At 61.4% G+C, this 19,597-nt stretch carries 19 protein-coding genes and 1 pseudogene; 10 read left to right on the top strand and 10 right to left on the bottom strand.

Translation table 11 applies throughout. The features are described 5' to 3' along the window. Positions 1-130 precede the first annotated feature (130 nt). From ASD07_RS19230 to ASD07_RS31015, 3 genes are all read left to right on the top strand, one after another. Positions 131-1,669: an FAD-dependent monooxygenase gene (locus ASD07_RS19230; protein WP_055934005.1), complete on the top strand. Its 1,539-nt coding sequence runs from the start codon at positions 131-133 to the stop codon at positions 1,667-1,669. 93 nt (positions 1,670-1,762) lie between these two features. Next, entirely contained in the window at positions 1,763-2,329 is a 567-nt protein-coding gene (locus tag ASD07_RS19225; protein ID WP_055934003.1) for a hypothetical protein, read from the top strand. A 9-nt stretch (positions 2,330-2,338) separates the two neighbouring features. Next, the gene (locus ASD07_RS31015; protein WP_156398097.1) at positions 2,339-2,758 is read left to right on the top strand and encodes a hypothetical protein; all 420 of its coding nucleotides are present in this window, start codon (positions 2,339-2,341) and stop codon (positions 2,756-2,758) included. Between the two features lie 341 nt (positions 2,759-3,099). On the opposite strand, the pseudogene gabD reads toward ASD07_RS31015, so the two are convergent. Then, positions 3,100-4,553: pseudogene (gene gabD / locus ASD07_RS19220) on the bottom strand (NADP-dependent succinate-semialdehyde dehydrogenase). A gap of 114 nt (positions 4,554-4,667) precedes the next feature. Here gabD and ASD07_RS19215 point away from each other — a divergent pair. From ASD07_RS19215 to ASD07_RS19200, 4 genes are read left to right on the top strand one after another with little or no spacing between them, the layout of a single operon-like run. Next, positions 4,668-5,423, top strand: coding sequence for a gamma-glutamyl-gamma-aminobutyrate hydrolase family protein (locus ASD07_RS19215; RefSeq protein ID WP_055934002.1), 756 nt, complete (start codon positions 4,668-4,670; stop codon positions 5,421-5,423). A gap of 49 nt (positions 5,424-5,472) precedes the next feature. Beyond that, positions 5,473-6,843, top strand: a complete 1,371-nt coding sequence (locus ASD07_RS19210; protein WP_055934000.1) for a glutamine synthetase family protein — start codon at positions 5,473-5,475, stop codon at positions 6,841-6,843. Positions 6,844-6,853: 10 nt separating this feature from the next. Beyond that, positions 6,854-8,236 (top strand): aspartate aminotransferase family protein, encoded by a 1,383-nt coding sequence (locus ASD07_RS19205; protein ID WP_229207217.1) that lies wholly within the window; start codon positions 6,854-6,856, stop codon positions 8,234-8,236. Between the two features lie 3 nt (positions 8,237-8,239). Further along, positions 8,240-9,730, top strand: a complete 1,491-nt coding sequence (locus ASD07_RS19200; protein ID WP_055933996.1) for an aldehyde dehydrogenase — start codon at positions 8,240-8,242, stop codon at positions 9,728-9,730. Here ASD07_RS19200 and ASD07_RS19195 read toward each other — a convergent pair. The 8 genes from ASD07_RS19195 to ASD07_RS19165 are packed head-to-tail and all read right to left on the bottom strand — an operon-like array spanning position 9,727 to position 15,742. Continuing rightward, positions 9,727-10,266, bottom strand: a complete 540-nt coding sequence (locus tag ASD07_RS19195; protein ID WP_055933994.1) for a UPF0149 family protein — start codon at positions 10,264-10,266, stop codon at positions 9,727-9,729. The genes ASD07_RS19200 and ASD07_RS19195 overlap by 4 nt on opposite strands. A 4-nt stretch (positions 10,267-10,270) precedes the next feature. After that, positions 10,271-11,113, bottom strand: coding sequence for a 3-methyl-2-oxobutanoate hydroxymethyltransferase (panB, locus tag ASD07_RS19190; protein ID WP_055933992.1), 843 nt, complete (start codon positions 11,111-11,113; stop codon positions 10,271-10,273). Between the two features lie 31 nt (positions 11,114-11,144). After that, positions 11,145-11,246 carry a hypothetical protein gene (locus ASD07_RS32405; protein WP_156398108.1) on the bottom strand — a complete coding sequence of 34 codons (102 nt, stop codon included), beginning with the start codon at positions 11,244-11,246 and terminating at the stop codon, positions 11,145-11,147. Positions 11,247-11,303: 57 nt separating this feature from the next. Next, positions 11,304-11,780, bottom strand: coding sequence for a 2-amino-4-hydroxy-6-hydroxymethyldihydropteridine diphosphokinase (gene folK / locus ASD07_RS19185; RefSeq protein WP_055933989.1), 477 nt, complete (start codon positions 11,778-11,780; stop codon positions 11,304-11,306). Then, positions 11,780-13,273 carry a polynucleotide adenylyltransferase PcnB gene (gene pcnB / locus ASD07_RS19180; RefSeq protein WP_055933987.1) on the bottom strand — a complete coding sequence of 498 codons (1,494 nt, stop codon included), beginning with the start codon at positions 13,271-13,273 and terminating at the stop codon, positions 11,780-11,782. Before pcnB ends, folK begins: the two co-directional genes overlap by 1 nt. Beyond that, positions 13,266-13,937 carry an HAD family phosphatase gene (locus tag ASD07_RS19175; protein WP_055934477.1) on the bottom strand — a complete coding sequence of 224 codons (672 nt, stop codon included), beginning with the start codon at positions 13,935-13,937 and terminating at the stop codon, positions 13,266-13,268. Before ASD07_RS19175 ends, pcnB begins: the two co-directional genes overlap by 8 nt. Beyond that, complete coding sequence (gene hda / locus ASD07_RS19170) at positions 13,937-14,605, bottom strand: DnaA regulatory inactivator Hda (RefSeq protein WP_055933985.1); 669 nt, start codon at positions 14,603-14,605, stop codon at positions 13,937-13,939. The genes ASD07_RS19175 and hda overlap by 1 nt, the downstream gene beginning before the upstream one ends. Before the next feature lie 51 nt (positions 14,606-14,656). After that, the gene (locus ASD07_RS19165; protein WP_055933984.1) at positions 14,657-15,742 is read right to left on the bottom strand and encodes an AI-2E family transporter; all 1,086 of its coding nucleotides are present in this window, start codon (positions 15,740-15,742) and stop codon (positions 14,657-14,659) included. Positions 15,743-15,861: 119 nt separating this feature from the next. On the opposite strand from ASD07_RS19165, the gene ASD07_RS19160 reads away from it, so the two are divergent. Both ASD07_RS19160 and purM read left to right on the top strand, forming a co-directional pair. Next, the gene (locus ASD07_RS19160; protein WP_055933982.1) at positions 15,862-16,878 is read left to right on the top strand and encodes an ankyrin repeat domain-containing protein; all 1,017 of its coding nucleotides are present in this window, start codon (positions 15,862-15,864) and stop codon (positions 16,876-16,878) included. Positions 16,879-16,973: 95 nt separating this feature from the next. Then, positions 16,974-18,017 carry a phosphoribosylformylglycinamidine cyclo-ligase gene (gene purM, locus ASD07_RS19155; RefSeq protein WP_055933980.1) on the top strand — a complete coding sequence of 348 codons (1,044 nt, stop codon included), beginning with the start codon at positions 16,974-16,976 and terminating at the stop codon, positions 18,015-18,017. 95 nt (positions 18,018-18,112) lie between these two features. Here purM and ASD07_RS19150 read toward each other — a convergent pair whose 3' ends face one another. Next, positions 18,113-18,688: a hypothetical protein gene (locus ASD07_RS19150; RefSeq protein WP_229207216.1), complete on the bottom strand. Its 576-nt coding sequence runs from the start codon at positions 18,686-18,688 to the stop codon at positions 18,113-18,115. A 161-nt stretch (positions 18,689-18,849) separates the two neighbouring features. On the opposite strand from ASD07_RS19150, the gene ASD07_RS19145 reads away from it, so the two are divergent. Next, positions 18,850-19,572 carry a sterol desaturase family protein gene (locus tag ASD07_RS19145; RefSeq protein WP_055933978.1) on the top strand — a complete coding sequence of 241 codons (723 nt, stop codon included), beginning with the start codon at positions 18,850-18,852 and terminating at the stop codon, positions 19,570-19,572. Positions 19,573-19,597 lie beyond the last annotated feature (25 nt).

The raw sequence follows: 19,597 nt of genomic DNA, 5'->3' as shown, positions 1-19,597 counted from the left end.
GCTCTGGTCTTTGGCCCTTGCGGTAGATCCCCACGACGAATAGTTGACGCGATTTGGCGTTCAATTGTTCGTCCGCGCGGAATCCAGGCTTGGGAACGCTCCGGTCGAACATCGACTAAGGAGCCATGACATGCATATCCCCCATACCAATTTCCATGACGTTTTGATCGCCGGCGCCGGCCCTGTAGGGTTGTTCCTCGCTTGCGAATTGCGGCTCGCAGGCTGCTCAGTGCTTATCCTCGAACAAGCGCTGGATCCTCATACTCCGCTTAAAGAACTTCCGTTCGGCCTGCGAGGCCTCTCGGTGCCGACCATTGAGACCTTTGACCGTCGCGACCTGCTGCGCCATATCGAGGAGAGAGCTGTCGCCCACAACGCTCCGGCAGCCGCACACTGGATGCAGCAAACTCGTCGCCCCGCAGGCCACTTCGCCGGAATTCAGTTCTTCAACGACCAGATCGACAGCACACAGTGGTCCCATCGCGTTCAAAGGCCGGTCAGCAGTGTGGCAGCCGACATGGTAAGTATCGAGGCCGTTCTCGCTGAGCGCGCAGAGGTCTTGGGCGTAGAGATTTTGCGTGGCTGCGGCGTCGAGGATCTGGAGCAATCGGAGAGCGGCGTCACTGTATTCGCAGGAAGACGAGAATTCCGGGGACAGTGGCTCGTCGGCTGCGACGGGGGACGCAGCACCGTTCGCAAGATGGCCCGCATCGGCTTCACCGGCACCGATCCTGAGTTCACCGGTTATTCCGTGCAGGTCAAGATCGCCGAGGCGGACCTGCTCAGGCCCGGTCGCAATTACACGCCAACGGGAATGTACACCTTTGCGCCACCCGGCACAATCGGGATGGTTGATTTTGATGGCGGCGCGTACCATCGTACCAATCCAATCACACGCGAGCACGTCGAGGCGGTGCTACGCAAAATCTCCGGCACTGAAGTCAGGTTAGCGGAACTCGAACTCGCCACGACCTGGACCGACCGCGCCTATCAGGCGACCCAGTACAAGAAAGGACGCGTGCTGTTGGCCGGCGACGCCGCACACGTCCACTCGCCGCTTGGTGGCCAAGGGCTGAACCTTGGGCTTGGCGATGCCATGAACCTCGGTTGGAAGCTCGCAGCAACGATACGCGGACATGCCGCAGTCGAGCTGCTGGATAGCTACCATCGCGAACGGCATCCGGAAGGCGCACGGATTCTCGACTGGTCTCGCGCGCAAGTGGCACTGATGCGCCCCAGCCCGAGTTCGCGCGCGCTTGAATCGATCATTCGCGACCTGCTTAAGACGCCTGACTGCGCCACGTATTTCGCTGGTCGCGTGTGGGGTGTCGCGTCCCGTTATGATCTTGGCGATGCCCATCCACTGCTGGGCCGCAGCGCACCTGACTTCGACCTAATCGATGGGACGAGGCTTCACCAACGCCTGCGAACCGGACGCGGAGTATTGCTCGACCTCGACGCAAGCGAATCGCTAAAGGCACTTACCGCTTGCTGGGATGGCCGCATTCAGTACGTCGCAAGCGATGCGAAGGATCGGCTAGGTCTGAGCGCATTGTTGATACGCCCTGACGGAATCGTTGCCTGGGCCAGTGATGCCGCAGGCAATAAGTCAGGCGCTACCGTTACTGCTTCCAAATGGTTTGGCGACCCTAGCCCCACACACCCATGATATATTGCCAATTTTCCCAGTATGGGATTGGCTGTGAAGCTCCGTGTGGCATAGCGGCCGTGGCGCTCGCCACCCTGTGCTCGATCGTTCCATATGCGTAAACATCTCTTTCCCCTATTGGTTTGTTTCGGCTTGGCCACCGTTTCACTGACCGCAGCCGGCCAGGAATCCACCCAGTATCCCATTGAAATTGCCGATTTCCAGAAGTGGCAAAAATTCCCAGCGGAGTGTGCTGGATATCGCCGCAGTACTGTCAGGGCCTATGCGCCAGAGTTTTCCAACTACTCGGTCACATACCATAGTTTCGGCAGCACGCTAAAAAATGCCGTCACACTGTTCTTCTATCCACGCCCAAGCGATTCTTCCGCTCAGCTACAAAAAGAAGTCTCTGCGGTACTGAATGCGTATGAAGACGCGTACCTCGTGAGTCGACGCCAGATCAAGCTCGAAGCAAAAGGTAAGACTTACGACGCGGCGGTAATCACATTTGAATTCTCTGATACCGTTGATGGATCTCGGCAGCCGCTTAGCTCTCAATTGCTGCTGGTGTTCTTGGAAAAGGGGACGTTCAAGGTGCGCAGCACTTCACTTGCGGAACAGGCGGACGCAGCGGAAGCAGCCGTGCTGGAACTCCTTCAATGCGTAGCATGGTCAACCTGAATCCAGATTATGAAAAACGAATCGTTTTGGGGACTGCTGCATGATGGCGGGATTGATGCGATAAATGGCGAGGTTCCAGGGGCGGTTTCGGTGGAAGTCTCTATTCGATATCTACGCCAGCAATTTCCAGGTGAAGGCACGGGGTTCAGGATTAACCTGGTCAATTGCCGTGAGTTTGCATACTGTGAATATGATTCAGCGCCGGTGACTGATTTTGGTGCTATCGCAGGGCTGGATCCAGAAATCGTAAGCGTGGAAAACGATTCGGATCGCGTAGTTGTGAACTGTGTCATGGGTTGTCTCACGATTTCGTATGACGCCGCTTCAATCCATCTTGATACTGGCGAAGAGGTAACGCTCGATGAACTTTCGGCCGCCAGCCGTGCATATTGGGACTCCTGGGCTACTCGCCACTTACACCGTCCGTAACGGCTGTAGGGCTGACGTGAACTGAAGCCGCATGGAATGAGGCGTTTGAAATTTGTGCCGCTGCGCACATGTACGATGAGAGCCTATTTTGGAAATGAAGATGCTTGGTCTGAGGTCGCTCGAGTGCGCGCGCGAGCGCGTTCTGGAATGGAATGAGTATATTTTTTGAAGATCAAACATTCAATTCCTGATGACCGCCCTTCCCGATGGGAACTGGCCTCTGAACTTACTTCGCGGTGGTATACGGACGTTCAGCAACGGTCCGCCGGTTCATTTTCATCGTTTATTCGTCTCGTGAAAGATGCTGGCGTCGAGCTCAATTTCCATTGAGCGCACTGGGGCTAAATGCCCCCCATGCAGATGTATTTGATGACCAGGTAATCGTCCATGCCGTGCGTCGAACCCTCGCGGCCCAGGCCTGATTGTTTGACGCCGCCGAATGGGGCAACCTCGGTCGAGATCAAGCCGGTGTTCACGCCTACCATGCCGCTCTCCAGGCCTTCCGCCACGCGCCAGATGCGACCGATATCGCGCGAGTAGAAGTAGGCTGCCAGGCCGAACTCAGTATCGTTCGCCAGCGCCAGCGCTTCTTCATCGGTTTTGAAGCGGAACAGCGGCGCCAATGGGCCGAAGGTTTCTTCGTGCGCCACCAGCATGTCGGGCTTCACGTCCGCCAGCACTGTAGGCTGGAAGAAGCTGTGGCCAAGCTCGTGCCGCTTGCCGCCTAGCAGCAAGCGCGCGCCCTTGCCGAGCGCGTCGGCGATATGCTCTTCTACCTTGACGACGGCCTTGTCTTCGATCAGCGGGCCTTGCGTCACGCCGTCATCGGCGCCATTGCCGACTTTGAGTTTGCGTACCGCTTCGACCAGTTTCGACGCGAACGAGTCGTACACGCCGTCCTGCACATAGATGCGGTTCGCGCACACGCAAGTCTGGCCGGCATTGCGGTATTTGGATGCGATAGCGCCTTCCACTGCCGCGTCCAGGTCCGCATCGTCGAACACGATGAAGGGCGCATTGCCGCCCAATTCAAGGGACAGTTTTTTGATCGTCGGGGCGCACTGTTCCATCAGCAGCCGGCCGACGGCAGTCGAACCGGTGAAACTCAATTTGCGCACGATCGGGTTAGAGGTCATTTCGCCGCCGATTTCGCGCGAGGCCCCTGTAATCACGCTGAACACGCCCGCTGGAACGCCGGCGCGCTCTGCCAGCACGGCTAAGGCCAGTGCGGAGAAGGGCGTGAGCTCCGCCGGCTTGACTACCATCGGGCAGCCTGCCGCCAACGCAGGGCGGCCTTACGCGTAATCATCGCTGCAGGGAAGTTCCATGGGGTGATTGCTGCGCTGACGCCAATCGGCTCGCGCGTGACCACCACACGCTTGTCTGCCCATGGCGATGCCAGGGTTTCGCCGGCAATTCGCTTGGCCTCTTCGCCGAACCATTCGATAAAGGAGGCGGCGTACGCGATTTCGCCTTTGGATTCGGCCAGCGGCTTGCCCTGTTCCGCTGTCATCAGCGCAGCCAGGTCGTCGGCATTGGCGAGAATCAGGTCACTCCACTTGCGCAGGATGGCGGCGCGCGCCTTTGCCGGTTTCTTGCGCCATTCAGGCCATGCGGCATTCGCGGCTTCGATGGCGCGGCGCGTTTCGGCAGCGCCCATTTTCGGCACGCTGCCAAGCGTTTCCCCAGTCGCTGGATTGGTGACGCTGATCGTTGCTCCCCCGTCGGCATCGCACCATTGGCCAGCGATATAACACTGTTGGCGCAGAAGGCTGGGATCTTTCAGGTTCAGCATGATTCACCTCCGAAGTAAAAATCCAGTATACCGGCTATCACACTGTACGGTTGCCACATTCCAAAATTGGGAATAAGATCAAGCTGCACACTGATAGTTACCGAAGAACTAAACATGCGCCGCCCCATCGTACTGGTCCCCGCCTGCAGCCAGAATAAAGGCTCCCATCCCAGCTACGCCGCTCAAAACAAATACGTTGATGCGGTGGCTGTGGGAGCGCGCTGCCAGCCGTTGTTGATCCCTCCATTGGGCGACAACACGGATATTGAAAGCCTGCTCGGCATCGCCAATGGCGTCATGCTGACCGGCGCTGCCTCCAATGTACAGGCCACCCTGTATGGGCAGGAAACGCTCGATTCCTCGCTGCCGCTGGATCCCGCGCGCGATGCGACCACCTTGCCCTTGATTCGCGCCGCGCTGACGCACGGCGTTCCGATACTGGCAATTTGCCGCGGCTTCCAGGAATTGAACGTGGCGCTGGGCGGAACGCTGCACCAGGCCGTGCATACCGTGCCCGGCTACTTTGACCACCGCGAGGACAAGGCCCAATCACTGGAGCAGCAGTACGCTGCGGCGCACCGCGTCACGCTTGAAAAAGGCGGTTTGCTGGCGCATATCCTCGATGGTGCTAGCGAAATACAAGTAAATTCGCTGCACGGGCAGGGCATCGACCGCCTGGCGCCCGGCTTGCAGGTCGAAGCCCGTTCCGATGATGGCTTGATCGAAGCATATTCCATCGCGGCTTCTCCTTCATTTGCGCTGGCGGTGCAATGGCACCCCGAATGGCGCGTCGAGGAGAACCACGACTCCATGCGCATGTTCAGCGCATTCGGCCTTGCGTGCCGCGTGCATAGGGATCGTATTCCTTAGGTGGCTTCCTTCAGTAGTGCTGTTTTTTTAAACTACCTGAGAGGAAGCTATGGCAATCCGCGAAAATTTCAGTTACACCGACATGGACGAGTGGCTCAATGAAAAGCGAGTCACCGAGATCGAATGCCTGGTCCCCGACCTGACCGGCGTCGCACGCGGGAAGATTCTCCCGCGCGGCAAATTCACCCAGGAACGCGGCATGCGCATTCCTGAAGCGGTACTTGGCATGACGGTCACCGGCAATTATCCGACCGAGGACGATGCCTACGACCGCGCTATTTCCAGCACCGACCGCGACATGATCCTGAAGGCCGATCCTACTACCATCACCATGGTGCCGTGGGCTGTCGACCCGACGGCGCAAGTGATCCATGACTGCTATTTTAGCGACGGTCGCCTGGTGGATTTCGCGCCGCGTTCCGTGCTGCGCCGTGTCCTGAAGCTGTTCGAGGACAAGGGCTGGAACCCGGTGGTCGCGCCGGAACTTGAGTTCTACCTGACCGACAAGAACTCCGATCCCGACCTGCCGCTGAAGGCGCCCATTGGCCGCAGCGGCCGCGCCGAAACCAGCCGCCAGGTGTACAGCATCGATGCGGTGAATGAGTTCGACCCGCTGTTCGAGGATATTTACGATTACTGCGACTTGATGGGCCTTGATGTCGATACCCTGATCCATGAAATCGGCGCCGGCCAGATGGAGATCAACTTCCTGCACGGCGAGCCGCTTGGCCTGGCGGACAAGGTGTTCTTCTTCAAGCGCACCTTGCGCGAGGCGGCATTGAAGCACCATATGTACGCAACCTTCATGGCCAAGCCGATGGCGGGCGAGCCGGGATCGGCGATGCATATCCACCAGAGCGTGATTGATGCACGCAGCGGCTGGAACATCTTCAGCAACCAGGATGGCTCGCCGTCGCAACTGTTCAAGGCATATATCGGCGGCCTGCAGCGTTACATGCCGAGCGCCCTGGCCATAGTGGCGCCGTATGTGAATTCCTACCGCCGGCTGGTGCGCCACACGGCGGCGCCGATCAATATCCAGTGGGGCATGGACAACCGCACCGTTGGCTTCCGCGTGCCGGAGGCGGGCGTGCAGGACCGCCGCGTGGAAAACCGCATCATTGGTGCCGACGCCAACCCCTATCTCGCGCTGGCGGTCACGCTGGCTTGCGGCTACCTGGGCATGACCGAAGGACTGGAGCCGACTGCGCCGACGATGGGCAGTGCCTACGATATGAAGTACGAGCTGCCGCAAGGGCTGCCGGAGGCCCTGGGCATCCTGCGCGCCGAAGACAAGCTGCGTTTCGTGCTCGGCGAGCGTTTCATCGACGTGTACGCCGCCATCAAGGACCTGGAACACCAGGAGTTCATGACCGTCATCAGCCCGTGGGAGCGCGAGCACCTGCTGCTGCATGTCTGAGGAGGCGATCATGGACGATACCAAGTCTATCCAGGCGCGCGACCATGCGCATTACATGCATCCTTTCACCGACCACAAGGCGCTCGGCGAGCGCGGCGTGCGCGTGATGGTGCGTGGCGAAGGTATCTATCTTTGGGATTCGGACGGCAAGAAGATTTTGGACGGCATGTCGGGCCTGTGGTGCGTGAATGTCGGCTACGGCCGGCACAGCATTTCAAAGGCGGTGTTCGACCAGATGGAGACGCTGCCCTTCTATAACAGCTTTTTCAACACGACCAATGTGCCGGCCGTGAAGCTGGCCTCCAAGCTGGCGGAAATCGCGCCGCCGGGGTTCAAGCATGTGTTCTTCACCGGTTCCGGCTCGGAGGCAAACGACACCAATGTGCGCATGGTGCGCCGCTATTGGGACTTGAAGGGCCAGCCGCACCGGCACACCATCATCAGCCGCTTCAATGCCTATCATGGCAGCACCATGGCGGGAGCTTCACTGGGCGGCATGGAGGGCATGCACGCGCAGGGCGGCTTGCCGATTCCGGGCATTGTGCATATCCGCCAGCCGAATTATCTCGAGTCCGGGCGCGGCATGACGGAGGACGAATTCGGCATCGAGGCTGCCTCATGGTTGGAGCAGAAGATCCTCGACGTCGGCCCGGAGAAGGTCGCGGCCTTCATCGGCGAACCGATCCAGGGCGCCGGCGGCGTGGTGATCCCGCCGCGCACCTACTGGCCCGAGATCCAGCGCATCTGCGACAAGTACGGCATTCTCCTGATCGCGGATGAAGTAATCACCGGGTTCGGCCGCACCGGCCGCATGTTCGCCTGCGAGTACTTCGATTTCAAGCCGGACCTGATCACGTTCGCCAAGGGCGTCACCTCGGGCTATATTCCCCTCGGCGGCGTGCTGGTGGGCGAGCGCGTGGCGGAAGTGCTGATCGGGCAGGGCGGCGAATTCGCGCACGGCTTCACTTACTCCGGCCACCCCGTCGCCTGCGCGGCGGCGCTGGAGACGATCCGCATCATCGAAGAAGAAAATCTGGTGCAGCGGGTGGCGGAAGACACCGGCCCCTATCTGGCGCAACGCTTCGCCACGCTGGGCGAGCACCCGCTGGTCGGCTATGCCAATAGCTGCGGCTTCGTCGCGGGCCTGAATCTCGTGCGGCGCAAGGGGCCAACTATCCACGGCAACGAATACTTCGATCCGAAGCTGGAAGTGGGGATGGTATGCCGAGGCTATATGTTCAACAACGGCATGATCATGCGCGCCGTGGGCGACCGCATGATCATCGCGCCGCCACTGGTGATGACGCGCGAACAGATCGATGAAATGGTGGGCCTGATCCGGCGCTGCCTTGACGATACCTATGCGGACCTGCAGCAGAGAGGATGGATGTAAGCCATGGCAAAAGAAGCGATCAACTGGCACGAACGTGCCAAGATGCTGACCCTTGACGGGCGCGCTTTCATCAACGGTGAACGCACCTGGGCGCGCGGTGAGCGCAAGTTCGACAACTTGTCTCCCATTGATGGCCGCTACCTGTCGCAGACCGCGCGATGCGACGCGGCCGACGTCGACCAGGCTGTCGCAGTGGCGCGCCGGGCCTTCGACAGCGGCCGCTGGGCGAGCCAGGCGCCGGCGCAGCGCAAGCGCGTGCTGGTCAGGTTCGCTGAGCTGATGATGCAGAACAAGGACGAACTGGCGCTGCTCGAAACGCTGGACATGGGCAAGCCGATCAAATACAGCCAGGTGGTCGATGTTTCGCTCGCAGCGAATTGCATCCGCTGGTATGGCGAGGCGATCGACAAGGTGTACGGAGAAATTGCACCGACACCGGGCAACTCTTTGGCCCTGATCACGCGCGAGCCGGTTGGCGTGGTGGCGGCCATCGTGCCGTGGAATTATCCGCTGCTGATGGCGGCGTGGAAGATTGCGCCTGCGCTGGCGGCCGGCAACAGCGTGGTGCTCAAACCATCAGAGAAGTCTCCGCTGTCGGCGCTGCGGCTGGCGGAACTGGCGGTGGAGGCGGGCATCCCGCCCGGCGTGTTCAATGTACTTCCTGGATACGGCAACGAGGCCGGCGCGGCGCTGGCGATGCACATGGATGTGGACTGCATTGGTTTCACCGGTTCTACGCGTACGGGCAAGCAGATCATCCAGATGGCGGGCCAGTCGAACCTCAAGCGGGCGTGGACGGAACTGGGCGGCAAGTCGGCCAATATCGTCTGCGCCGATTGCCCCGATCTTGACGCGGCCGTCGCCGCTGCGGTCGGCTCGATCTACTTCAACCAGGGCGAAAGCTGCAACGCGCCTTCACGGCTGTTCGTGGAGGAAGCGATCAAGGACAGGTTCCTGGAGAAAGCGCTGGCCCTGGTGCCGTCCTATGCGCCTGGCGATCCGCTCGACGAAAAGACGGTCATGGGGGCGATTGTCGATTCGATCCAGATGAAAACCGTGATGGGCTTTATCGACGCCGGCCGCGACGAGGGAGCGAAACTGCTCGCCGGCGGCAATGCGGTACGCAAGGAGACCGGTGGCTTCTACGTCGAGCCGACGCTGTTCGACGGCGTGCAGAACACGATGAAGATCGCGCGGGAAGAGATTTTCGGCCCGGTGTTGTCGGTGCTGTCGTTCAAGGATCTCGACGAGGCCGTGAAGCAGGCGAACGATACGCCATACGGCTTGCACGCTGCGGTGTGGACGTCGGATATTTCGAAAGCGATTCGCACTTCGCGCGCGCTGAAGGCGGGCACCGTGCACGTCAACCAGTACGATGGCGACGATATCACGGTGCCGTTCGGCGGCTACAAACAGTCAGGCAATGGACGCGACAAGTCGTTGCATGCCTTCGACAAGTACACCGAACTGAAGACGACCTGGATTCAAATTTAAGCGCCGCAGCACTTCTTGAATTTCTTGCCGCTGCCGCAAGGACAGGGATCGTTGCGGCCCGCCTTGGCCACCTTAGGTTGCGGCGCGTGGAAGAACTCGTTGATCTTGATGACGGCCTGCGGCAGCTTGGCGGCGTTCAGCGGCGCCTGGAATGGCAGCAGCAAGGCCGGCTGCTGGGCGCGCAGAGGAGCCCAGGCATCGGGGGCCATGCTGACTCCCGCCATAAAGCCGTCGCACCACGCCTCCACAGTCCAGCTGCCGCCGCATTCGTAGATCGGCTCGAAGCTGCCCGGATCTTTCTGCATCCAGACGCGCATGTAGTCATGATGACGCAAGACCAGCGCGGCGGCTTCGTCGCTGCCGGCGGCGCCGCCCCAGACGACGGACAGCCAGGTTTCTTGCGCCACGTTGGCCGGGCCGATCACCAGCGCGGTCAGGAAGCCTTCCAGCTTGGCCACGTCCATGCTCTGCGGGCCGATTGCGGCCAGCAGGTCGTCGAGTTGGTCGTACTCGTCGTCGTTAAGCGGGTTGCTCATGGTTTCAGAAGCAGTGTTCGACTGCCGGGAAGGTGCCGCCTTTGACGGCGTCAATGTAGGCCGTCACCGCAGCCTGGATCGACACCTGGCCTTCCATGAAATTCTTCACGAAGCGCGCTTTGCGGCCCGGGAATACGCCCAGCATATCGTGCATCACCAGCACCTGGCCCGAGCAATCCGGACCTGCGCCGATGCCGATGGTCGGCATCGACAGCATGTCGGTCACTTCCTTGCCCAGCGCGGTAGGAATAGCTTCCAGCACCACCATGGCGGCACCGGCAGCCTGCAGCTTGAGCGCATCCTGCTTCAGCAGTTCGGCGCTTTCGATGGTCTTGCCCTGCACCTTGTAGCCGCCCAGCGTGTGCACGGACTGCGGGGTCAGGCCCAGGTGCGCGCAAACCGGGATCGAACGCTCCACCAGAAAGCGCACGGTTTCAGCAACCCAGGCGCCGCCTTCGATCTTCACCATATGCGCGCCGGCCTGGATCAATTGCACGGCGTTGTGGAACGCCTGCTCCGGCGTGGCATAGGAGCCGAACGGCATGTCGGCCAGGATCAGCGCGTTCTTCGCGCCGCGGGCTACCGCGGCAGTGTGGTAGGCGATTTCCTGCACGGTCACCGGCAGGGTGGACTGGTGGCCGTTGCACACCATGCCCAGGGAATCACCGATCAGCAGGACCTCCACGCCGCAGCCGTCCATCAGGGAGGCGAAGCTGGCATCGTAGCAGGTCAGCATGGTGATCTTTTCGCCGGCTGCCTTCAGCGCGTTGATCGAGGGGATCGTGACTGCCTTGGTCGGCACGGCACGGGTAGGCGCCGGGTAAGGGTTTTGCAGGTTGCCAGACATGGTATGTCCTCAGAATCGGAAAATCGATATTCTAACTGCGGAGAATAAAGTACACAGCGCCCATCGCGGCGACCAGCCAGGACTTGTTAGAGAAGTTCTTCAGGTGTCCGTACCACGCCACAGTCAAAAAGATGTTGGGGACTTTTGCTTTTGAACCGGTAAACCAGGGTCTGACCCTGGTTTACCGGTTTTAAAGGCGGATAATACCTTGATCAGAAACCGACGGCGCGAAATCAGCCGCGCGTCCCAGGCCCGGCAGCACCACACCAGGCGCCAGTTCAAGAAGCGGCATCAAGACAAACGCCCGCAAATGCATGCGCGGATGCGGCACAACCAGCGTAGGCGTCGTAATCTGCTCCTCGCCATACAGCAGCAGATCCAGGTCCAGCGTGCGCGGCGCATTGAAGTACGGCCGTTCACGCCCATGCGCCTGCTCGATATCGAACAGCGCCTCCAGCAAAGCCTGGGCAGGCAGGGCGGTGCTGACACGCGCAACAGCATTGATATAGTCGTCGCCGGAAGAATCAATCGGCGCGGTACGGTACAGCGAAGACACCGCCTCCAGCGTAGCGCCTGGCAGCTTGCCCAGGCGCTCCACTGCATCCAGCACATTGGCCCGGGCATCGCCGAGATTGGCGCCGATGCCGATGAAGGCAGTAACAGGCATCAAGCGTCGCCGGCGGGGGCGTTGCCGCCACCACTACGACGGCCGCGGCGTGGACGGCGGCGGCGCTTGCGGGCGGGCGCCTCGCCTTCGGCTGGAGGGTTCAGGAATTCGTCGTCATCCGACTCGTCGCCTTCATCGGCATCAGTTGGCGCGTCGGCAGGAACATCATCCTGCGCGGCCGCACGGCTGCCGCGGCGCGGCGCTGCTTTCTTTTTCTTGCCGCCGGACGAAGCAACCGACACCAGCTCGGCGCGCACGGTCTCGTCGGCCTCGTAGAAGGCAGTCCACCAGTCGCCCAGCTCGCGGTCGATCTCGCCGGACGCGCAGCGCAGCAGCAGGAAATCGTAGCCGGCGCGGAAGCGCAGGTGCTCCAGCAGCTTGTAAGGGTTCTTGCCATTGCGGCGCTCAAAGCGCGGCTGCATGGCCCAGATATCGCGCATGTCGGAACCGATCTTGCGCTGAATGGCCAGCTTCTCGGTCTGCGAATCCAGCACTTCGTCCGCCGCCAGGTGCAGCGCAGGAATCGGGAGCTCGCCCGCAGCCTGGTAGGCCTGCCACTTCTCCAGCACCTGGTGCCACAGCAGGGAAGCGAACAGGAAGCCCGGCGACACGGTCTTGCCGGCCATCACGCGCTTGTCGGTGGAATCCAGCGCCAGGGTCACGAACTTGGTGCCCATCGGCTGTTCCAGCACCACGTCCAGCATCGGCAGCAGGCCATGGTGCAGGCCTTCCTTGCGCAGCTGCTGCAGGCAGGCCAGGGCCTGGCCGGAAGTGAGCAGCTTGAGCATCTCGTCGAACACGCGCGCCGCCGGCACGTTGTCGATCAGCGGCGCCATCACGCCGATCGGTTCGGCGGTCGAGCGCTCGATGGAGAATTTCAGCTTGGCGGCAAAGCGCACCACGCGCAGCATGCGCACCGGGTCTTCGCGGTAGCGCGCCTCCGGCTGGCCGATGATGCGCAGCGTCTTGGCGCGGATATCTTCGATACCGCCGTGGTAGTCCAGCACTTCCTGCGTGGCAGGGTTGTAGTACATGGCGTTGATGGTGAAGTCGCGGCGTTCCGCATCTTCCGCCTGAGAGCCGAAGGTGTTATCGCGCAGCACGCGGCCATGCTCGTCCTTCGGCGCATTGTCGGTGGCGGTGCCGCGGAAGGTGGTCACCTCCAGCAGGTCCTGGCCGAACATCACGTGCACGATCTGGAAACGGCGGCCGATGATGAAAGCGCGGCGGAACAGGCGCTTGACCTGCTCCGGCGTGGCGTTGGTGGCGACGTCGAAGTCTTTCGGCTTTACGCCAAGCAGCAGGTCGCGCACGGCGCCGCCGACCACGAAGGCTTCAAAGCCGGCTTCCTGCAGCGTACTGGTGACGCGGATGGCGTTGTTCGACACCATGCGCGGGTCGATGCCATGGTCCTTGGCGCCTAGTACGACAGGCTCGTTGCTGGGTCTCGCGCTCTTGACGCCGAGGATCTTGCGGATGAATTTCTTAATCATTGAACAGGTGAATTAGTGGCCAGCCTTGCGCGCTCGCGTGCTCGGACAGCTTGGCGTTCGGGTTGGTCGCGATCGGATGGCTGACGATCGACAGCAGCGGCAGGTCGTTATGGGAATCGCTGTAGAAGTGGACGCTTTCGAAGCTGTCCAGCGTATGCCCCATCTTTTCGAGCCATGCCTTGGTGTGCACGATCTTGCCTTCGCCCTGGGTTGGCGTGCCGACCAGTTTGCCGGTGATGCGGCCGGCGGCATCGCGCTCCGGCATCGCGGCAATCAGGTGCTCCACGCCGAAGGCCTTGGCAATCGGCGCGACGACAAAGTGGTTGGTCGCCGTCACGATTGCCACCAGGTCGCCAGCGTCGAGGTGCTTTTGCAGCAGCGCGCGGGCGGAAGGCAGGATATTCGGCATCACCACTTCGGTCATGTACTGCTGCTGCAGTTCGGCCAATTGCCCGGGCTCAAAGGTGGCCAGGGTTCCGAGCGAAAATTCCAGGTATTCCACGGGGTCCAGGGTGCCCGCCTGGTATTGCGCGAAGAATTCCTCGTTGCGGCGCTTGAATTCAGCGGCATCGACAGCGCCCACGCGGCACAGGAACTGGCCCCACTCGAAATCGGAATCGATCGGCAGCAGGGTATGGTCAAGGTCGAACAGGGCGAGTTTCATCATTCTTTCGCTTCCTCCTGCAGCCATTCGCGCAGCAGGGGCAGGGTGATCGGGCGTTTGGTTTCCAGTGAATACTGGTCGAGCGAGTCGAGCATCGAGGACAGCGATACCATGTCGCGCTGGAAGTGCGACAGCAGGTAAGGTAGCACACCGGGTGAGAGGATCAAGCCGCGCGCTTCCGCCATTTGTGTCAGCGTTGCAAGCTTTTCCTCGTCGGTCAGGCCATGGATCTGGTACACCAGGCCCCAGCCCATGCGCGTGCGCAAGTCCTCGCGCACCGGCAGCACGGCCGGGGCGACCGAGCCCGCGCTCACCATGAAGGCATTATTGGCGCGAATCTCGTTGAACAGGGCAAAGGCATCGATCTGGGCCACCGGCGACAGCTTTTCGCAGTCGTCCAGCAGGTACAGGTCCACCTCCGGCGAATACAGGAACTCGGTTTCAATCGAAAACGGCGAAATATAGCGCGCGCGTTCGCTCGAGGCGAGCGCCTTCAGCAGGTGCGACTTGCCTGCGCCGGTTTCCCCCCACAGGTAGGCGAAATGCTCGCGGGAGCTGCGTTCGGCGAACTGGCGCATCAGCGCCGCCACCTCGGCATTGCGGCCCACCTCGAACGACTCGAGGGTGCACACCGGCTCCGCACCCAGGTCAAGCACCAGCTGTTTCATTGGACTTGTCCCGGCATCGTGGATTTTTTGCTAACGTAATCGATCTTCACACTACGCATTATAAAAGCTGCTGCGCATGTAGTGGCGGCGCAGGTGCCTAAAACCGACCATTAAGAGGGCGGAAGCCGGTAAAGCGAGCAATACGCCGACGAATCCGAACAGCTGGCCGAAGGCCAACAGGGCAAAAATCACAGCCAGCGGATCGAGGCCGATACGCTCGCCTACCAGGCGCGGCGTCAGGATGAAACCCTCGATCACCTGGCCCAGGCCATAGATGATGGCCACGGCCACCAGCCCGCTCCAGTCGGTAAATTGCAGCACCGCCGCCATCAGCGCCAGCAGCAGGCCCAGACCAAAGCCGAGATAGGGAATGAATACCAGCACGCCCGACAGGATGCCGACCGGCAGCGCGACGTCGAAACCGGCCACCGCCAGGGCCGTGGAGTAATAAACCGACAACACCAGCATCACCATCAACTGGCCGCGCAGGTACTGGGCCAGCAGGACATCCGACTCGCGCGCCATGTCCATGGTGGCGCCGATATAGCGGCGCGGCACGGCAGCGGCGATGCGGGCCAGCAGTTGGTGCCAGTCCAGCAACAGGTAGAACAGCACGACCGGGATCAGCACCAGCGTCGCCAGCCAGCCCAGCACGGCGCTGCCGCCGGTGCGCGCGGAATTCAGTACCGCAGTCCAGATCTGGTTGCCGCTTTCGGCCATCTTTTCCGCCACCAGGGCCTTGATACTGGCGCCATCGAGGGTGAACTCCACGCCCAGCTGCTGCAGGCGCGGGCCCAGCGTGTCATTCAGCTTGGCCAGCGATGCGGGAATCGCCGCCTGCAGCAGCGGGATCTCCTTTTGCAGCACCGGCACCACAATCAGCAGCAGCGCCAGCACGGCGGCGCCAAACAGGGTGATAACGACGGATACGGCCAGCGCACGCGGCATTTTCCAGCGCCGGAACATGCGCAGGCGGCACAGCTTGTCGACAGCGGGATTCAGCGCATAAGCGAAAATGGCAGCCGCCAGGAAGGGCGTCAGCACCGGACCCAGGATCCACAGGAGGAAAAAGAAGGCGGCCCAGACAGACACCCAGAATAGCGTTTGTTTTTGTTCTGCCGAGAGGGGAAGGGGCATCTTCTGGGGCGTGGTAGGGACGAAGGAAGGGCTATTCTAACGCCTCGGCTGTTAAAAACACCATGCGCCAAGCCTATCAGTAGTTTAATATTTCTATAAGTCAACTCCGATCTGATGTCATGCTGTCTGTCCGTACCCAAGCCGCCCTGGCGGCCCTGTCCCTGGCCTTTGCCGCGCATACCCCTGCCATGGCAGCGGACGATGGTGAAAAATGCGAAGGCTTCAACCGCCTGCTGTGCATGCCCCTTGCCGCCGCAGCCAGCGTGGCCGACGCCGCAGCCAGCGTCGCCGAAGCGGTGAACTTCAAGAAGCCATCCAGCAAGGTCGTCGACGCGACGGATGAGGGCGACCTGGCCCGCATCAAGCGCTTCGATCCCAGGAAGGATCCCAGCTTCGCCCCGGAAAACATGCTGGGCGTGGCGGTCAACACCTACCTGACCAAGCCCGATCCGGCCAAGGACGCCAAGCGTTTCGCCGTCCTTGAATACCTGGTCGACAAGTCCGACATCGCCGGCGAGCTGGGCACCGTACTGCTGCAGGAAACCGTGAACCAGGCCTATTTCGCCCGCAATGCCCCGCAGGAAAGCTGGCCGCGCCGCCTGGCGCTGGCCCACCTGCTGGTCGAGCGCGGCGCCAGCGCCAGGGGCATCAACCTGTCCACTTGCGACCATTGTGAGACCGACAACGAATTCCTTGCGCTGCTGATCCAGGCCGGCGCCAACCCGAACGTGCAGTCGACGACCTACTCGGCCCTGCTCAACCGCTTCATCCGCAAGGACCAGTTCGACGCCGCCAGGCGCCTGGTCGCCCTTGGCGCCGATCCAAACGGCAGCACCTGGGGCAAGCGCAGCATGCTGGTACGCCTGGTCAGCGAATGCGACAAGGACATGACGCGCAACCTGGTGCCATCCGACCGCTTCGACGCGGAATGGCAGAAATGCGTTTCCGCGGTCACGACGCGCGTCAGCTTCGCCATCGAACAGGGCGCCGACCCGAATGGCAAAGCCAACCCTGACAACGAGTGCCTGACGCCCTACGACGTGGCGCTGGAAAAGAAGAATGAAGAACTGGCCGCTCGCCTGCTGAAGCTCGGTGCCCGCTCCAGGTTTGGGGAAGTTTGCCGCTCCGGGGGCTGAAAATCGAAGGTTCGGGGGGTAAAAATGCTAAAATAGCGGACTTGCCGTATTCGGCCACCGCTTTTCCATTCTTCCGCCTCAGTTGCGACAACACCATGAGCCAACCTTCGAATGTTTCCCTGTCCTACCGTGACGCAGGTGTCGATATTGACGCCGGCGACGCCCTAGTTGAAGCGATCAAGCCATTCGCCAAGCGCACCATGCGCGAAGGCGTGATGGGCGGCATCGGCGGCTTCGGCGCGCTGTTCGAGATCAGCAAGAAATACAAGGAGCCGGTGCTGGTTTCCGGTACCGACGGCGTCGGCACCAAGCTCAAACTGGCGTTCGAGCTGAACCGCCACGACACCGTGGGCATCGACCTGGTGGCCATGAGCGTGAACGACATCCTGGTGCAGGGCGCCGAGCCGCTGTTCTTCCTCGACTACTTCGCCTGCGGCAAGCTGAACGTGGCGACCGCGACCGACGTGATCAAGGGCATCGCCAAGGGTTGCGAATACTCCGGCTGCGCACTGATCGGCGGCGAAACCGCTGAAATGCCATCCATGTACCCGGACGGCGAGTACGACCTGGCCGGTTTCGCAGTCGGCGCGGTTGAAAAATCCAAGCTGATCGACGGTTCCAAGATCAAGCCGGGCGACGTGGTGCTGGGCCTGGCCTCCTCCGGCGCCCACTCCAACGGTTATTCCCTGGTGCGCAAGATCATTGAAGTGGCCAAGCCGGACCTGGAAGCCGACTTCCACGGCCGCAAGCTGGCCGACGTGCTGATGGAACCAACCCGCATCTACGTCAAGCCGCTGCTGGCGCTGATGGAATCGATGGAAGTCAAAGGCCTGGTGCACATCACCGGTGGCGGCCTGGTGGAAAACATCCCGCGCGTGCTGGCGGACAACCTGACCGCGGAACTGGATGGCTCCTCCTGGACCATGCCACCGCTGTTCAAGTGGCTGCAGCAGCACGGCGGCGTCGCCGACGCGGAAATGCACCGCGTGTTCAACTGCGGCATCGGCATGACCGTGATCGTGTCCGCTGAAAACGCCGACGCAGCAGTCGCCCAGCTGACCGCAGCCGGCGAAACCGTGTCCCGCATCGGCAAGATCCGCGCCCGCGCGGAAGGCGAACACCAGACCATCGTCGTCTAAAAAAATGGGGACGTACCCCATTTTCCAAGTCCATGAACGGAGCCTCGCCAGGCTCCGTTTTTTTTGTCCACTTTCGTTCCTGACCCCATGGTGGACTATTTCCGCGTGAAATCCATGATCCAGTTGGTCTGCCAGCTGGTGCCATCGTCCCAGGAATAGGCTTGCTCCCAGCGTGCCTGGCGCTCGCTGCTGCGGGTCCAGGTAAAACGCACGCGGGCGGTGCGGCCTTTGTAGACTTCCTCGCCTTCAAAGCGGCCCACGCCGTCGGCATCGAAACGGCCCACCACGGGCGGCAGCAAAGTGCCCGTGGCGGGATCGAGTCCGCCGTCGCGGTTGGTCAGCCAGTAGATGCTCCAGCGCCCGGTGGCGGGATCGAACACGCGCAGCGTCATCGCCACGAAGCCGGGACGCCAGTTGCCGAGCGGCCGGTATTCGTCATAGTTGCCGATGCCGGCCGGCAGCGCGTGCACCAGGTTGCTGGCGCTGAAGTTCTCCCATGGGCTGTCCGGATTGGCATAATCGGATTGGCGCCGGTTCTGCACCGTCCAGTCGCCGTGCAGGAAGTCGAAGCCGTGCCGCGCGCGCTCAAGGTCGGCCGCTGATGGCGCTCCGCCCGCAGCTCCCGCCGCGCTGCTTGCCGCCAGGGTCAGCGCCCCAATCAGTTTCTTCATGGTTGTCTCCTGTGTGAAAGAGCCACCATGCTAGGCGGCCAACAGGCGAGAACCCGCCCTATATGCCGTGCGTATCTAATTCCGATACCAAAAAGGATTTTCTTAGGCCCGGACCCGGCCCCGGCGCGATCATTCGTCCTTGCCGAACGAAAGGACACGCCATGCTCACCACCATCTTCATCGTATTCGCCGCCTGCTTTGTACTGGAGCGCCTGCGGCCCGGATGGAAGCTGCCCCACGTCCGCACCTGGCCGCTGCGCGTGCTGGCGATCAATGCCGTGCAGCTTGGCGTGGTCCTGCTGGCCGGCGTAACGTGGGAACGCTGGACCTCGCAAGCCTCGCTGCTGCACCTCTCCGATCACGTCGGTCCCGTGACTGGAGGCCTGCTGGCCTACTTCATCGCCACCTTCGTCTTCTATTGGTGGCATCGCGTACGCCATGAATCGGACCTGCTGTGGCGCCTGTTCCACCAGATCCACCATAGCCCGCAGCGCATCGAAGTCATCACCTCCTTCTACAAGCACCCCGGCGAAATGGTCGTCAACTCGATCATCGGCAGCCTGCTGGTATATGCCTTCCTCGGCCTGTCGCCGGAGGCGGGTGCGGCCTACACCCTGTGCACCGCGCTCGGAGAATTCTTCTACCACACCAGCGTCACCACGCCGCGCTGGATCGGCTGGTTCTTCCAGCGCCCCGAGATGCACCGCATCCACCACCAGTACGGCCGCCACAAGAACAACTACGGCGACATCGTGTGGTGGGACATGCTGTTCGGGACCTACGAAAACCCGGAGAAGTTTGAAGCCAGTTGCGGCTTCGATCCTGCCAAGGAGGAAAAGCTGGTGGACATGCTGGCCTACCGCGATGTTCATCAAGGGCCTTAGGCGCTTGCCAAAACGATAATGCGGC

Source organism: Duganella sp. Root336D2 (assembly GCF_001425005.1).
Classification (GTDB): domain Bacteria; phylum Pseudomonadota; class Gammaproteobacteria; order Burkholderiales; family Burkholderiaceae_D; genus Rugamonas.
This window is presented reverse-complemented; position numbering and strand designations above follow the sequence as displayed.

What these genes read in the sequence shown, in the direction of transcription:
- ASD07_RS19150 (WP_229207216.1), bottom strand. Translation starts at nt 18,688, where the DNA reads ATGAAGAAACTGATTGGGGCGCTGACCCTGGCGGCAAGCAGCGCGGCG.
- ASD07_RS19165 (WP_055933984.1), bottom strand. Translation starts at nt 15,742, where the DNA reads ATGCCCCTTCCCCTCTCGGCAGAACAAAAACAAACGCTATTCTGGGTG.
- ASD07_RS19195 (WP_055933994.1), bottom strand. Translation starts at nt 10,266, where the DNA reads ATGAGCAACCCGCTTAACGACGACGAGTACGACCAACTCGACGACCTG.
- ASD07_RS19225 (WP_055934003.1), top strand. Translation starts at nt 1,763, where the DNA reads ATGCGTAAACATCTCTTTCCCCTATTGGTTTGTTTCGGCTTGGCCACC.
- ASD07_RS19200 (WP_055933996.1), top strand. Translation starts at nt 8,240, where the DNA reads ATGGCAAAAGAAGCGATCAACTGGCACGAACGTGCCAAGATGCTGACC.
- pcnB (WP_055933987.1), bottom strand. Translation starts at nt 13,273, where the DNA reads ATGATTAAGAAATTCATCCGCAAGATCCTCGGCGTCAAGAGCGCGAGA.
- folK (WP_055933989.1), bottom strand. Translation starts at nt 11,780, where the DNA reads ATGCCTGTTACTGCCTTCATCGGCATCGGCGCCAATCTCGGCGATGCC.
- ASD07_RS19205 (WP_229207217.1), top strand. Translation starts at nt 6,854, where the DNA reads ATGGACGATACCAAGTCTATCCAGGCGCGCGACCATGCGCATTACATG.
- ASD07_RS19160 (WP_055933982.1), top strand. Translation starts at nt 15,862, where the DNA reads ATGCTGTCTGTCCGTACCCAAGCCGCCCTGGCGGCCCTGTCCCTGGCC.
- panB (WP_055933992.1), bottom strand. Translation starts at nt 11,113, where the DNA reads ATGTCTGGCAACCTGCAAAACCCTTACCCGGCGCCTACCCGTGCCGTG.
- ASD07_RS19145 (WP_055933978.1), top strand. Translation starts at nt 18,850, where the DNA reads ATGCTCACCACCATCTTCATCGTATTCGCCGCCTGCTTTGTACTGGAG.
- purM (WP_055933980.1), top strand. Translation starts at nt 16,974, where the DNA reads ATGAGCCAACCTTCGAATGTTTCCCTGTCCTACCGTGACGCAGGTGTC.
- ASD07_RS19215 (WP_055934002.1), top strand. Translation starts at nt 4,668, where the DNA reads ATGCGCCGCCCCATCGTACTGGTCCCCGCCTGCAGCCAGAATAAAGGC.
- ASD07_RS19210 (WP_055934000.1), top strand. Translation starts at nt 5,473, where the DNA reads ATGGCAATCCGCGAAAATTTCAGTTACACCGACATGGACGAGTGGCTC.
- ASD07_RS31015 (WP_156398097.1), top strand. Translation starts at nt 2,339, where the DNA reads ATGAAAAACGAATCGTTTTGGGGACTGCTGCATGATGGCGGGATTGAT.
- hda (WP_055933985.1), bottom strand. Translation starts at nt 14,605, where the DNA reads ATGAAACAGCTGGTGCTTGACCTGGGTGCGGAGCCGGTGTGCACCCTC.
- ASD07_RS19175 (WP_055934477.1), bottom strand. Translation starts at nt 13,937, where the DNA reads ATGAAACTCGCCCTGTTCGACCTTGACCATACCCTGCTGCCGATCGAT.
- ASD07_RS19230 (WP_055934005.1), top strand. Translation starts at nt 131, where the DNA reads ATGCATATCCCCCATACCAATTTCCATGACGTTTTGATCGCCGGCGCC.